The organism is Salinicoccus sp. Bachu38 (assembly GCF_038561955.2).
GTDB lineage: Bacteria > Bacillota > Bacilli > Staphylococcales > Salinicoccaceae > Salinicoccus > Salinicoccus bachuensis.
This window is the reverse complement of record NZ_CP138333.2, coordinates 681,173-696,681: the sequence shown is the minus strand read 5'-3', so window position 1 is coordinate 696,681 and position 15,509 is coordinate 681,173. Positions and strand designations below refer to the sequence as shown.

The 15,509-nt window shown below is 33.1% G+C and carries 12 protein-coding genes; all 12 read right to left on the bottom strand.

What is annotated here, in order from left to right:
• Positions 1-257 precede the first annotated feature (257 nt).
• The 12 genes from RQP18_RS03495 to wecB all read right to left on the bottom strand — a co-directional run bounded on the left by RQP18_RS03495 (position 258) and on the right by wecB (position 15,508).
• Entirely contained in the window at positions 258-1,547 is a 1,290-nt protein-coding gene (locus RQP18_RS03495) for a nucleotide sugar dehydrogenase (RefSeq protein ID WP_342388776.1), read from the bottom strand.
• Positions 1,544-2,680 (bottom strand): DegT/DnrJ/EryC1/StrS family aminotransferase, encoded by a 1,137-nt coding sequence (locus RQP18_RS03490; protein ID WP_342388775.1) that lies wholly within the window; start codon positions 2,678-2,680, stop codon positions 1,544-1,546. Before RQP18_RS03490 ends, RQP18_RS03495 begins: the two co-directional genes overlap by 4 nt.
• A 2-nt stretch (positions 2,681-2,682) precedes the next feature.
• Positions 2,683-3,309 (bottom strand): NeuD/PglB/VioB family sugar acetyltransferase, encoded by a 627-nt coding sequence (locus RQP18_RS03485; protein ID WP_342388774.1) that lies wholly within the window; start codon positions 3,307-3,309, stop codon positions 2,683-2,685.
• Positions 3,306-3,914 (bottom strand): sugar transferase, encoded by a 609-nt coding sequence (locus RQP18_RS03480; protein WP_342388773.1) that lies wholly within the window; start codon positions 3,912-3,914, stop codon positions 3,306-3,308. Before RQP18_RS03480 ends, RQP18_RS03485 begins: the two co-directional genes overlap by 4 nt.
• Entirely contained in the window at positions 3,907-5,139 is a 1,233-nt protein-coding gene (locus tag RQP18_RS03475) for a glycosyltransferase family 4 protein (protein ID WP_342388772.1), read from the bottom strand. Before RQP18_RS03475 ends, RQP18_RS03480 begins: the two co-directional genes overlap by 8 nt.
• Positions 5,140-5,141: 2 nt before the next feature.
• Entirely contained in the window at positions 5,142-7,091 is a 1,950-nt protein-coding gene (locus RQP18_RS03470) for an alginate lyase family protein (RefSeq protein ID WP_342388771.1), read from the bottom strand.
• 1 nt (position 7,092) lies between these two features.
• Positions 7,093-9,189 carry a bi-domain-containing oxidoreductase gene (locus tag RQP18_RS03465; protein ID WP_342388770.1) on the bottom strand — a complete coding sequence of 699 codons (2,097 nt, stop codon included), beginning with the start codon at positions 9,187-9,189 and terminating at the stop codon, positions 7,093-7,095.
• On the bottom strand, positions 9,189-10,034 hold the full coding sequence (locus RQP18_RS03460) for a glycosyltransferase (protein ID WP_373446117.1): 846 nt from the start codon (positions 10,032-10,034) through the stop codon (positions 9,189-9,191). The genes RQP18_RS03465 and RQP18_RS03460 overlap by 1 nt, the downstream gene beginning before the upstream one ends.
• A 437-nt stretch (positions 10,035-10,471) precedes the next feature.
• Positions 10,472-11,737, bottom strand: coding sequence for an O-antigen ligase family protein (locus tag RQP18_RS03455; RefSeq protein WP_342388768.1), 1,266 nt, complete (start codon positions 11,735-11,737; stop codon positions 10,472-10,474).
• A gap of 21 nt (positions 11,738-11,758) precedes the next feature.
• Positions 11,759-12,961 carry a hypothetical protein gene (locus RQP18_RS03450; protein ID WP_342388767.1) on the bottom strand — a complete coding sequence of 401 codons (1,203 nt, stop codon included), beginning with the start codon at positions 12,959-12,961 and terminating at the stop codon, positions 11,759-11,761.
• The gene (locus RQP18_RS03445; RefSeq protein WP_342388766.1) at positions 12,958-14,346 is read right to left on the bottom strand and encodes a lipopolysaccharide biosynthesis protein; all 1,389 of its coding nucleotides are present in this window, start codon (positions 14,344-14,346) and stop codon (positions 12,958-12,960) included. The genes RQP18_RS03450 and RQP18_RS03445 overlap by 4 nt, the downstream gene beginning before the upstream one ends.
• A gap of 37 nt (positions 14,347-14,383) precedes the next feature.
• Positions 14,384-15,508 (bottom strand): non-hydrolyzing UDP-N-acetylglucosamine 2-epimerase, encoded by a 1,125-nt coding sequence (wecB, locus tag RQP18_RS03440; protein WP_342388765.1) that lies wholly within the window; start codon positions 15,506-15,508, stop codon positions 14,384-14,386.
• Between the last annotated feature and the right edge of the window lies 1 nt (position 15,509).

Here is a 15,509-nt window from a genome sequence, read left to right as displayed (position 1 = left end):
GATAGGTTTGGACAGCGACCTTTTTGAATCCCGGATGATAAGTAATCGAACAATCTGAGACACTGAGAATGTTTGAATTCTTTTCCAACTGCTTCATTTCAAATGCTGAAAAATGCCGTGACATAAGATGCCCCCGTTCCAATACTTTTTTTCATTATAAACAAGATTATTGAGTGGGCACAGAAAAACCCGAATAATGGACGTTTTTTATTAACTGTCCATTATTCGGGTTATAGTCCACAACTCTTTATGCAGTCTTACAATACTACATTAAATTTCAGGTGAATATCTTCTTTGATTTTCTGGATATTTCCATAGTTATAGTAGTTCACTTCTTTGAAGTCGTGCTTCATGACGTTCTTCGTATCGAAGATGTAGGCGTCCTTCATCGTGGAGAAGTCGTCATCCGTCATTTCCTTGAACTGGCTGTGGTCACTCAGTACCAGTACCAGCGAGCTGTCGGCGACCGCCTTCTTCACATCTTTTTCCACCCAGTCCATCTTGACGTGTGGATCGTAGGCCACGACATCGAGTTTCTCATCCTTCCTGAGCAGTTCGTAGATGTCGAATGCCGGAGATTCACGGATATCATCCACGTCGCCCTTGTACGTGAGACCGAAGACAGTGACCTTCGCGCCATCAAGCTTGGAGAGGATTTCCTTCGTATAATCGAAGACATATGCCGGCATGGATTTATTGATCTCCCGCGCCTGCTGGATCAGTGGGGATTTCTCTGGTGCTTCGGCAATGATGAAGTATGGATCAACCGCCAGACAGTGGCCGCCCACACCCGGTCCTGGAGTATGCAGATTCACACGCGGATGCTTGTTCGCCATTTCGATGACTTCATGTACGTTGATGTCGAGATGATTACAGATCTTTGCCAGTTCGTTGGCCAATGCAATGTTCACATCACGGTAGGTATTCTCCATCAGCTTGGACATCTCTGCCGTCTTGGCATTCGTTTCGATCATCTCGCCTTTGACGAATGTGCCGTAGACCTTCTTGCCGGCTTCCACACAGGCCGGCGTCATGCCGCCGATGATGCGGTTGTTGTAGATGAGCTCCTCCATGATCTTGCCGGGCAGGACGCGTTCTGGACAGTGAACGAGGAAGATGTCCTCACCAATGGTGAAGCCCTGCTCTTCAAGGTATGGTGCAACATTATCATCCATCGTGCGGGGTGCAATCGTGGATTCCACAATGACCGTATCGCCCTTCTTCAGCAGCGGTACGATACTCTTCACGCCGGACATGACGATGGAGATGTCACAGGATTTGAATTGATCATCATTATTCGGTGTCGGCACGGCGATGATGTAGACATCCGCTTCTTCCGGTGTCGTGGATGCACGGAAAGTCCCCTGTTCGATTACTGCCTCCAGCGCATCCTGTAGGCCCGGCTCTTCGATATGAATCTTGCCAGCATTCAGCATATCCACTGCTTCCTGCTTGATATCCACACCGAGGACATCCACACCATGCTTCGCGAACATGATCGATGTCGGCAGACCGATGTATCCTAAACCTATTGTCGTCAATTTCATTTGAGAACCTCCAACATTCTGTTGATTACTGAAATTTGTTCACCTTCAGTCATTTTAGTATCAGAAGGTAGACATATGCCATTTTCAAATAAACATTTTGCATTATCTTCATCTTCACTAAAATAGGCGCAATCCTCGAATAGAGGTTGCATGTGCATCGGCTTCCAAACTGGACGCGTTTCTATATGAAATTTCGCGAGATATTCAATGATTTCACTAGGACGAATATCAAGTTCACTTGAACCAATAGTAAACACAGAGAGCCATCGATTGTGTAGCGTATTCTCCATTTCTGGCATTGGTTCTATTCCTCCTATGTTTTCGAAAGCCTTTGCATACCGATTAAATATGGTCCTTTTTTGTTCCACACGTTGATTAAGTACTTCCATCTGCCCTCTACCTATGCCAGCACTGATATTACTTAATCGATAATTATAACCGACTTCACTATGCTGATAGTGCTTTGCCTGATCCCTCGACTGAGTCGCTTTTTTCAATGACTTTTTGATTAACTCTTTGTCATCAGATATAATCATGCCACCACCGGAAGTCGTAATAATTTTGTTCCCATTGAAAGAAAATATACCAAACTTACCAAATGTTCCACTCATTCTCCCCTTATATTTTGAACCAAGTGACTCTGCCGCATCTTCCACAACAGCAACTTCATATTTATCACAAATGGCCATAAGTTCGTCCATCTTTGCTGACTGCCCATAAAGATTAACGATAACAACTGCTTTTGGCAATTGTCCTTTTTTTTCATAAGCCTTGAATGCTTTTTCCAGCGCAATAGGTGACATGTTCCAGCTCTCTAAATCAGAATCGATGAAGACCGGTTCGGCACCTAAATAAAGGATAGGATTAGCACTTGCAATAAACGTGAGAGAGGAACAAAATACAATATCACCTTGCTTCACTCCCAAAAGGTCGAGTGCTATATGTATGCCAGCCGTACCACTGGATAACGCACAAGCAGCTCGGATACCAGTGTAGGACTTGACTTGTTTCTCAAATTCATTGACATTATTACCCAAAGGAGCAATCCAGTTAGTATCAAACGCCTCTTGTACATACTTTTCTTCTGTTCCTCCCATATGTGGGGAGGACAAATGAATTTTCTGATTGCCCATAACTAAGATCTCCTTTTAATGATTTTTGCTGGGACACCAACAATAACAGTATTCTTTTCAGCATCTTCAACGACTACTGCACCGGCACCGACTGACACATTCTCATAAATCGTCTTGTTAGGTATTACAATAGCCCCTGCACCTATATGGGAAAAATTTCTTACACGAACGGTTCCGGTTAATGTTGCATTAGGGGAGATATGGACAAAATCTTCTATTACATTGTCATGCTCAACTACTGCACGCGTATTTATAATTGTATGGTTTCCAATTATAGTACCTGTATTTATAACTGCTCCAGGCATAACCACCGTACCTGCACCAATAGAGACGTCAGTTGCTACTATTGCTGAAGGATCGATAATAGTAGCAAAGTTTTCAGGTTCAAGGTTGTTTTCCTTCATTATTTTTTTCCTGGTTTTATTATCTCCGATGGCTAGAACAAAAGATGCTTCCTGTTTATAATAAGAGAGATTGTCTGTATTATCATAAATTACAGACTCCTCTTTATAAAAAGATTCCACTGATTGGTCGAGTATACCAATCAATTCATAGGCGTTGTTTTTATTAATCATTTCCTGAATGACTCTACTGTGGCCACCATTTCCAATTAATATTACTTTTTTCATACCGGCTCTGCTTCTTTTCTTCCTTTGAATTTCTCTATGGTCACTTGGCCATCTTGGTTGATGCCTTCACTTTTGAGCACTTTCAGCAATGTAAGGTAGAGAATCTTCATATCAAGTAAAAACGACTGATTTTCCACGTACCACACATCCAGTTCAAATTTTTCTTCCCAAGATATTGCGTTTCTACCATTCACTTGTGCCCACCCTGTAATTCCAGGCTTCACTTCATGACGGCGCATCTGACGTTCATCATACAATTCGAGATATTCCATAAGTAAGGGACGTGGACCTACTAGGCTTATCTCCCCTTTGATTACATTGATAAGTTGAGGCAGTTCATCCAAACTATATTTTCTAATGAACTTGCCGGTCTCAGTCAAACGTTCTTCATCTGGAAGTAGCATGCCATTTTCATCTTTGCCATCAATCATCGTTCTGAATTTGTATAGTTCAAACGGCTTTCCGCGAAGTCCAGGGCGAGTCTGCTTAAAAAGAACAGGGGAGCCAAGCTTCTTTTTAACCAGTAATGTGGTACCTAATAAAATAGGGGAAGCCACAGCAAGACCTATAGAAGAAGCAGTGAAATCAAAAAGTCTTTTAATCATTAATAACCTCCTCCATTGCCTCTACGTATTTGTCAGCAAGCTTTTGCCTCTGAAAATTATTAATAACAAATTCATATCCATTATTCCCCATTTCTTCTAACAGAGAGGGGTTGTTTTTTAAGGTTAGTATTTTATCGACCATTTCATTCATATTATCAGGATTTACATAAACTCCTGCATTATTATTAACTACCAGCTCTTTAGCTATCCCATCAATACCTATTAACACTGGCTTTTTACATGACATATAATCAAATATTTTATTCGGATATACTGTCCTAAATGTGCTATTATTCTGTAAAATAGCTGTACATAAATCCGAAGTATTACAGAAATCTGGCATAACTGCTTTAGACTGAGCTGCTACAAAAGTAACATTATTGATTCCATTTTCTTTAGCATATTCAACCAGTTCAGGTTTTTTCATCCCATCTCCTATCAACATGAAATGAATTTCATTATCGATTGCCTGCAATTTTTTTGCAGCTTTCAATAAAGTGATAAGATTATTTGCAATTCCATGAGCTCCCATATAAGTAACAATGAACTTGTCATGTAAATTATATTTATCTCTCACCCAACCTACTTTAGACTCAGGTTGGAAAATATCTGTATCTGCACCGTTTGGAACATATATAATTTTACTTTCTGTTACACTCTTCTGATTCACCAATTTATTTTTGAAAGCAGGAGTCAGTACATTTATTTTATCCGCAGTCTTGTAAGATAGTTTTTCTATTAGATATGCAAGTTTAATAATAGGCTTGCTTGTGAGTATTCCCATATCGATGGCTGATTCAGGCCATAAATCCCTAACTTCAAAAATCAAAGGCTTTCTTTTGGTTATTTTCGCTAATATCCCTGTTAATCCTACAAATAATGGAGGAGAAGTCACAAGAATTATATCTGGTTTACTGGTCTTGAATAAAGCTATTGCTGAAGAGAAATTAAAAGAAAAGTAACCACCCAAACGACCTAAAAAGTTTTTATTATAGTTATCTGATACATGACATCTTAAAATCGTAACTTTTTCTGATATTTTTTCTTTAGTTATAAATTTGCCTTTGTACTTTTCATTCTTCTTCCCTGTAGTATAGTTCACTGTACCAGCTAAGACAGTTATAGTATGTCCACGATCTTCCCAATATTTGACGAACTGGTTAAACCTTGAGCCGCCTGAATCACTTTCTCCTAAATAAAACTGGTGAACCAACAAAATATGCATATTTACACCTTTTCTGTTTTGCTTAAAATAGTCTTAATATTATAGCTGCGGTTACTTGTTTTCGTGTGATAGATTATCTGATTAGCTGCATGTTTTTCTCCATATGTGGAAGAAACCCATCCTCTAAAGGGTTCTTCACTACCATAATAGGTGATTAATTCACCACCATTATCAGAGGCAAAAGTCATTTTCCATTCATCCTCGCCCAATTTAAGCTGGTTCTCTTTAACCTTTACATCTAGTTCTGTCAGCCATTGCAGTTTAAAATCAGCTATATCCTTATCAGAGGGTGCTACAATTTGGTCAATTATTACCACTTCATTGTATCCAATTGTAACTGATCGCTTATGACGGTATTTCCCATAATTACGCAGCTCGACTTCTATTCTAACTTCACTGGCTTTTCGTTTAACTTCTGGCTTTTTTGATTTTGACCAATTATACCAAATAAAACGCGCGCCTTTTTTCATCTGACTCTCATCATTAATTAAAACTGTATTATGTGATGGGGTGCCGTTAAAGTAATTGATAATACCCATGTTGTCATTATAACTGTAGGTCCCTGCATCACAAAAAATACATTGCTCTCTCCACCATATCTCTACATGATTCATATCCGCTTGTGCTGGTCGATCTTTATAACTTTTCGACTTTACATGAACTTTAAAATCACCATGTTTTAAGGTGTGATAACCCCCCTCATGATTGATTGCGACATCCTTGGGTTCATGCTCCTTAGTATCAGTCTCCTCAACACTTACTGTCCTGTTGAACAGATTTAGAATTTCATTTACAGAGGTGTCTCTAAATAACAATGTGTTGTTTAATTGATAGTTCAAGCATTGAAGAACTGGACGATAATCATTATATCCTCTTTCAGTCAAGGGCATTATATATGATCCATCATTCATCCCATAATTTGGAACTTCCCCTTTAGCTGAAATCACATTCATAAAGTAGTCGATTGAAAGATTCGCTTTTTTTACTATAGTCTGTGAGATATATTTATTCACGCTCTTCATACTCGTCAAGTACCAAGAAATATTTTGTAAAACGAGCCTATGATAATTATGAGAATGCTGAATAAAGCTTCCATCACTTTTGATCTGCCAATTGATTTCCTTTTTTAATATTTTCGAACCTTTTCTAAAGAGTTTATTACTGTTTGGAAGAAAATCCAATGTATTGCCTATAACTACTAAAGTCGTCGCTTCAGAGATACTATGGTTATTTTTCACAGCCTCAACCGAAAAATTAATGTGCTTGTGGATATGATTACCATAATGAGCTATTGATTTTACCATATTTATCACTCTCTTTTCTGTAGAAGATGGGTGATCTATAAAATGATATAGAGCAAATAGCCATGCGTTAACTCTAAAAGACATTTCTTGACTACATTTGTAGTTCACCCCTGTTTCGAGAGGATTATTTTCAATGAAGTCTTCAAAAAGTCTCCAAAATTTTTCAGCATATCCATCTTTCCCAGTATAGAGATATGCTCTTGCCAAATCATAAGTAAAAGTAAATCGACTCAATTCCCAAATCCACTTTATATCTCCAAACTCACTATTAAAGTCAGAAATTTCACTCCAATGATAATCTTTAGGAGCGTGACTTCTTGTCTTAGGCGAATAATTCCATGCTACGTAGGAATAAGTGTTTTCCAAATCATTAAAGTAATGAAATTTGTCCTCAACTATCCTATCAGCTCTTACTTTTAACCTGAATATATCTTCAGGTTTTAATTGGTCAACTTTGCTCAACTCTGAAAAATTACTTAAGATTCTATCTCTTATAGTTTTTTTTCCTATATTATAGCCTATATTAATATCTTCAAGATGCTTAGATGGATACGTTTTTTTTAGATAGCCAAATTTTTTCTTCACTTCATACTGTGATCGATAAATAAGCCATCTCATCCCCATATTTTTCACCAATTCAATATTCATATTAATTCCTCATCTTTGCGTCTAAATCAATTGAAACTCTTGAAACTTCAACAATATCTTCGAACGGTATAAGAGATTGGTTTGTTTTAGTACTCTTAAGAAATTCATTAATGCATTTTTCATGCCCTTTATCCTGATTAGCAGACTTCATTTTTTTAAACTTATTAAAGCCAAATCCACGTAAAACTTTGAAATTATCTATTTCCAATATCTTGTCTTCACAACTTACATGTACATGTTCTTTAGGAAATGATTTACTCCCATTTGCATAATAATTTATATTTGCTAGTGATCCATCTTCAAACTTGAGAATAATAGAAAAAGTGTCAAAGTTTTCATCTCTGTCATACATACTTAAAATCTTGTGATTTAAGATTTTTGAGTCTGCAAGAAATTTGGCTAGGTCCACAAAGTGACATGCTTCCCCAATTAAACGCCCACCGCCCACTTTATGATCTTGTGACCAGTGATCTTTAGGAATTTGCCCAGCATTAACATTAATATTAATAAATTTTGCAGATAAGGTTGAAGAAAATAGTTCTTTCATTTTTTCAACTAAAGGGGAGTATCTACGATTAAAGCCTACCATCACATGATGACCATTATAAACTTGTACCAAATCATCTATTTCTTCATGAGTTAGAGCCAATGGCTTCTCAACAAATACAGATTTATTATTTTCCATAGCCTCTTTTACATACTTGTAATGAGAGTTATGTCTCGTTGTAACAATCACTGTATTGATTTCGTCATCATTCATAATATTATCAACATTTGTGGTCGCAGATTCAAATCCATGTTTTTTTCCAACTACAGTAGAACTCATCCCTCCTGAACTTGCAATAATTTTCTTTCTAAATTTATTGTCTATTTTTGGAAGAAGCGTTTGATTAGAGTAATTGCCTGCCCCTATCATTCCTATAGTAACGTGAGATTTAGGATTGACTTTATTAGAAGAAATATCAACTATGTCTTCAGTTTCAACTGAAGAGTGATCATACTCAAATAGACCTCCAATGACATTACTTGTATTACTCAGTTCCTCATATGCTTTGTCAGCTTCCTCAAATCGAAATCTATGAGTAATCAACCTATCAAATGATATACGATTTGTTTTCAACAGATCCAATATTGCCTGGAAGTTTCTATTCTCTGTCCATCTTACATAGCCATAGGGGTAATCAATCCCACCTTCCTCATATTGAGAATCATATCTGCCTGGCCCATAGGAGGATGAAACTTGAAAAGTGACTTCTTTTTCATAAAATGGAGTTCTATCAATATCAAGGCCAACCACTCCAACAAGTACAATTTTACCTCTTTTTCGTACCATTTCAGCTGCTTGCATAATAGGATCGTTACTTTTTGTTGAGGCTGTTATAAGTACTTTATCTGATCCAAAACCACCAGTCTGCTGTTTAACATAATCAACAATATCCATCCCACTATTCAAATCAATAGCATCAACACCAAAACTTTTAGCAATTTCAACTTTATTAGAGTCAAAATCTGTAGCGATTACTTTACAACCGTTAGCCATAAGGATTTGTGAAGCTATTAATCCCATTAGTCCTAATCCTGTTACCACCACTGTTTCTCCTATATCTACTTGGAGTAACCTTATTCCTTGAAGTGGTATTGTAGAAATAACTGTGAAAGCGGCTTGTTCCAGACTAACCCCGCCAGGTACATTTGCTACAAGATTCTTATTTACAGCAACAACTTCAGCATGCGCACCGTTGGAAATCACAAAATCACCAACTTCGAAGTCTTTGCAGTTTTCACCAACTGCCAACACTTCACCGCAAGAACTATAACCTAATGGAATAGGCTGATCAAGTTTAGATTTAACTGCATTATAAGTTGTATTTAGCCCATCTGTTTTCACTTTATTGATAACTTCTTTCACTTTTTCTGGTTGCTGTCTAGCTTTTTGAAAGTAATTTGCTTTTCCAAAGTCTACTAACATTCGTTCTGTCCCTACGGAAACTGCACTGTAATGATTTTTTATTAAGAGTTTATTTTTGTCAATGGTTGGTTTAGAGATGTTTTCCAAATAAACTTCGCCAGTTCCAAAAGAATTGAGCAATTGTTTCATTATAATAACCTTCCCTTTATTACATCATTTTGTTTCTCCCACACACACTCATGCTTAACTTGGCATATATGATTTAAGTACTTATCTTTATTATTTATTAAATAATAAAGTTCATGATAAAATGTTTTTTTGTTGTTATAGGTTCTTCCTACACCAAGATTTTGAATCTCCCGTGTCATAGCCTTATTTTTTGTTGCTAATATAGGCACTTCACTATGAATATAGTCATATAATTTATTAGGTACAGTATATTCTGTCCCTAATATTAGCTTATGTGGAATGATTCCTATATCATATTTTCTAATTGATTTAATAAGATTAGACCTCTTAACTGGTTCATGGATTTTAACATTGTCTTTAACTTGATGTATGTCTACCATTTTTTCAATGGTTTCTTTATTGTAAGAGTATATATTCAATTCGATATCCGTATCCTTAATATATGATAGGACATCATCTAAGTTCCTTACTTTTTGATCAACAGTCCCAACATAAACGAGACTTGGTTTCGAAGAAACATTGATTGGTTTCAAACATGATTTGGGAGTAAGCACATCACTTCTCTGAGGATAATTGTTTAAAATAGAAATACTTTCTGGTTTTAATTTATGTTTTTTGATTAAAAGATTTTTACTATAGTCAGTAACCACAAAAACAAATCTGGAATTTTTTACAGCAATTTTTTCGCTCAAATTATAAAAATATGCCAAAAAATTAGATAGTGTTTTACTTCTGAATCTAGACTTAAAAACTTCAGGGTAATTATCAGCTATATCGATTATGTATTCCGTATTATGATATTTTTTTAAATATAATGAAATATCCCATGAAAAAATATCTCTCATGATGACTTTATGATATTTGTTAAATTTCACCATTTTTCTTATCTGTTTTTTAAGTAAAAAAAGTTTTAACGGCAAAAACATCACTAATTTGGGTAGCTTTAAATAAGTTAAGTTATATTCTAACTTGTTAAGATCGAATGCCTCAACTTTATTATTATCAATTTTGAATGTTATTATATCTACTTCATAACCTAAATCATTTAAACTTTGGATTGTCTTGAATACACGTTGTTGGGGAAAAATTAAAGAAATGTATAGTATTTTTTTGATTATTTCTCACCTCTATAATATGATTTTTAAAGATATACAATGTCATATATTAACCAGCCAAATACTTGGTATAGTATTGTAAAATTTTGATGGAACTACAGCATATACATTGGCTAAAATCTGAGTATGTTAAATTTTAACAACCTCTATTACACCACTCTAAATTGTTAGTGAATAACCTTTTCTTTTTCAGCACTATTTAACATTATTATTATTCCTATATAAAACCAAAACACTCCCCAAATAGCAGAAAAATAAGTGATATTAAATGAAAATCCCATTACAACCATAGTAATAACTAGCCCTCTTCCAAATAGTTTAAGGCGGTAAGTCACATTATGAAGTTTCATCCATATAAAGATAAAGATTAAGGTAAAGATTAACAAACCAAATATTCCTGTACTGATAAATGTCATCAAAAACACATTGTCCAAGGTCTGAACTCTGGTATTGATTGTATCCAGAATAGAATTCACCCTATTAGGCCCTACTCCAAAAGAAATTATTTCTATATCTTTTAACATCTCAGCTGCTATAAGATAAGCTTCATATCTAATATTAAAACTTGCAGACTGTTCTTTAAATAACAATCTATTTATAAAGTTTTGATCTGCTTGTAAATAATCTAATATTACCAAGAAGGTGCTTGTAGATATTATTATAGCAAAAATTACTGTTAAATTTTTCTTTATATCTAGAAAATAATGGTAGCCTAAAATTATAAGTAAACATATGAAAGCAGATCTCGATTGAGTAGCTAATATGGTTAGAAAATGTATTAGAAGAATACTATACCAAAATACTTTTTTTGCAGAAATTTCTTTTACATATAAAATTACATTTACCATAAGTAACAAAAAAGCTGATAACACTAAAGGATTACCTATAGATGAAGTAACTCTTATATTACTTGACCCTTCATAGTAACTGAACCAAACATTATCTTCCAAGTATAAGTCACTATAAAATCTAAATACATTGAAAAATTCTAGAATTGCAATCATACATACAATAGTCGAAAAATATATTGAATAAATTATTACTTTATGATAATCAACCTTTTTCCAACTTATTCCTACTAATATAATCATTCCAAAACTAATTATAAATATGTAAATCACATACCTTAACATTTCTAAAGTAAATCCGTTTACAAATATTGATGCCAAATTAATTATTAGGAATAAAGTATTTAATATGATTAGAGACGATAGTAACCTAAAAGGTGAGATATAGATTTTCTTTAAGCTCAAAAAAATCATACTCACTAATACTATGAGTAAAAAAATAAAATCGATTCTTAATTCACCCACAGGTGTATTAAATCTAAAAAGACTAGAGTATTGACTAGGTAATAATACAATTGCTCCAAAAGGAAGAATCATATATAAATTTAAATTTATATACCCTTTTTCTCGTAATATATTATCCATTTTTTCTCCTTTAATCTATATTTACTTATTCTTTAGATAATTACCCTTGATTTTAGAAACTACATATTCTGGCGTAGCTTCATAATAATAAGATAGTATGTTCTTTTTAGATAACCTCATTTTGGAATATTTATTTATAAAATCGATTATCTGTCCTTCATACTCATTTAATCTCTCATAGGGAATGGATAAATGGTAAGGATAGTCTCTTAATACATCTTCATAATCATTACTATAATAGAAGTTCAATATAGGTACTCCCATATCTATATACTCATATAACTTACTAGGCATTTGAGTAGGATTAGAGTTTCCTATATTAATTAATATATTACTTTGGGTGTATATTTCGATTATTTCCTCTTTACTTTTCACACTAAAAATATTTATATTTTTAGTATCTCTAAATTGATTTAAGGTTTCTTCACAATCACCTTTGGCATAAACATTTAAATAAACATTTTGCTCATTCAATTTTTCGAAAAAGGATAATAGTTGTAACGGCTCTCGTAAATTCTTATAAAAACTACCTGCATAAGTTATGTTTATTTGATTACTGTTAGAGTTGTTCGAGTAATTTTTTTTCGTAATTAAAGGATATTTAGTAATTGAATAGTTATTCTGGCCTATATAATTTTTTATCCACTCTACTCTATTTTCTGTTATCAAATTTAAATTGCTAGAGTTATGTATCCATTTCTCTTTTAATATATTATTATTATAATTTTTTTCTTTAAACAAACTATATTTGTGGATTTTACTAGCATCTGAGTATTGATCTAGCCAATAAGTTATTACTTTTGTACCAAATTCTTCTTTAAATTTTATGGCAGAAATATGTGCTTCAATAGGATTATTTAGGCTTATTATTAAATCGATCTCCTCTTCATTATTAATTTTTTTCAGACTATTCAATGCTTTTTTAATATACCAACTCTCTTGGGTTCTTCCAGTAATTAATCTATAACCCACTCTATATAAAGAAGTTATTTTTACTCCTAAAGGTATGTTTTTTTCTATAAAATAATACCTTAACCTTCTATGTAAAGTAGTGATAGGTACAGGCTTTATACTACTATCTGAAAGAGGTATAAACCCTTTATCAAAACAAATTACATATACATTGTCTCCTTCAATTGACAATTGTTCAGCTATAATTTTTGCAATATTGCCATTCGGAGATGGTGTAGGTAAGTAATTCCCTGTTAAGATTACAATATTCATTCTCTACCTCCTATGAATAATAAATAGTATTTTTTTATAATTAGGATATATAACGCATAAATAATAGTACTTATAAGTATTACTACAAAAGTGATATATTCATGGAATAATTCTATAGCTATTATGAAAATCACCATATATATATAATCAGCCCATAAATGATGTTTTTTATAATCCCATTGAGTAAGATTGGATACATAAACTAAGGATACTAAAAAAAATATACCATATGTTATAGTAGATACTAACGCGATTACTTCTAAACTTTCATATATGCTAAAAACAAAATAGGTAATTAATATATTAAATATAAGTCCCATACTATTGGTGATAAATAAATTCTTTTCAAGATCATATATTTTAAATAAATTCACGATGATAATATTGAATAATGCCTGAAAATAAACTAAAGGCATAATAAAATGTATAAAATCTAATATAGAAATATATTGTTGTAAAAAATTTCTTATTATAATAACAAAGACAAAATAGCTTAAAAAACTTATTATTAATACTGGAGCTATTATACTCGTTGCTTTATGCATGATTATACCTATGTCATTTTTAGACTTCTTTTTTAACTTTGGATATAAAACAGTTGATATTGATAATATTACTGTTATCAGCATTGAGAGCATACTCGAAGCAAGTGAATAAACAGAGAAAATCTCTATTGAAAAATTATTATCTACAATAATTCGTGGGTAACCGACAAGTAACATTGAAATGATTGCAGCTATTGTTAGTGGTAACCCTCTTTTAAAATTTGTTACTATATCTTTAATAGTTGTCCCATACTTATGCTTAAATAATATACTATAGTTTAAATATATATTTAGAAGTATTAAAAGGCATATAGCACCTCCATACAAAAAGATTACACTCTTATAATTAAAAATATTTATGGTTAAAATATTAACTATTAAGAGTATTAAAAAAAGTAACCTTTGTGCATATTTCAAAAAAGAATATTTTTTGAATTGCATAGTTATCAAGTATACATGGTTAAAGAAGCTATTTATATTAAAGAGCCATAAATATATACCTAAAGAAAAAAAAACTATCTTCCTTTGCGTATCTATATCTATTATCATAATAACTATTAAGAATAATATTGTTAATATCCCCGCAAATAGTAAGTTAAAGATAAAATAGTTGCCAACCGGTATGTTTTTAAGTTCATTTTCTGATACTCCAGCAAATCTCAAGTGAATTCCATCATTAAAGCCAAACATTAATAACCCCGAGAAACTGCTATAAAAATAAAATAGTTGCCAATAACCAAAATCTTCTACTGACAATATAAATGGAAGAAATAAAGTCATTATAATACTTAGAGCTAAAAAAAGTACATTTCCCCCGCTCACTCTTAGAATATCTCTCATAGCGTCTGCCCCACCTTAAGGTAACCAGCTTTCTGTACTATACTTTCCAAACATTTCTCTTAATATAGTCGGTATAGGATATAATTATCTTGAGAACCTTCTCACTTACATTCGGTTTATTGTAATCGCTCACTAATAAGTTTTTTTTGTGATTTGAATTTTCTAATATACTTATGCCTTGTAGGATTCTTTCTTTATTTAAACCAACTAACATAGCACTAGCTTCCTCCATAGCTTCAGGTCGCTCATGAGCTTCTCTAATATTTATTGCCTTCAAACCTAGAATTGAAGCTTCCTCACTAATCGTACCACTATCACTCAATACAACCTTAGATTCTTTTTGTAATTTAATATAATCATTAAACCCTAAAGGCTCTATAGTTCTTATATTTGTATTAAAAACAATGCCTTTTTCATTTAACTTATTTTTTGTTCTTGGGTGAGTGCTGATAATAATCGGATATTGATATTTTTCAGAAATTGAATTCAAACTATCAACTAGATTAGTGAAATTTGTTTCAGAACTTATATTTTCTTCTCTATGGGCTGAGACTACAAAATATTTATTTTTTTCAAGACCTAATTCTTTCAAAATATCAGAGTTTTCAATATCATCTCTTCTTGAATTAAGAACTTCTAACATTGGGCTTCCAGTTTTTATAATTTGATCTGCAGGTAATCCTTCTTTAAGTAAGTATTCTCTAGCAATATCACTATAAGTCAAATTTATATCCGCAATATGGTCTACTATTTTTCTATTAGTCTCTTCTGGTACTCTTTGATCAAAACATCTATTTCCTGCTTCCATATGGAAAATAGGAACCTTTTTACGTTTTGCAGCCACTGCAGATAAACAACTATTAGTATCACCCAGTATCAAAAATGCATCTGGATTTATTTCATCAATTAGACTATCAATTTTTATTAAAATATTTCCAATAGTTTCAATAGCTGAGTGTGTTGCAGCCTCAAGGAAATAATCTGGTTCTCTTAAATTGAAATCATTAAAAAACACTTCATTTAATGAATAATCGTAATTTTGACCTGTGTGTACTAACACGTGGTCAATAGCCTCAGAATCTTCCAAACGATTAATTACTGCTGATAATCTAATGATTTCTGGTCGTGTACCAATAACTGTCATTACTTTTAGTTTTTCCATA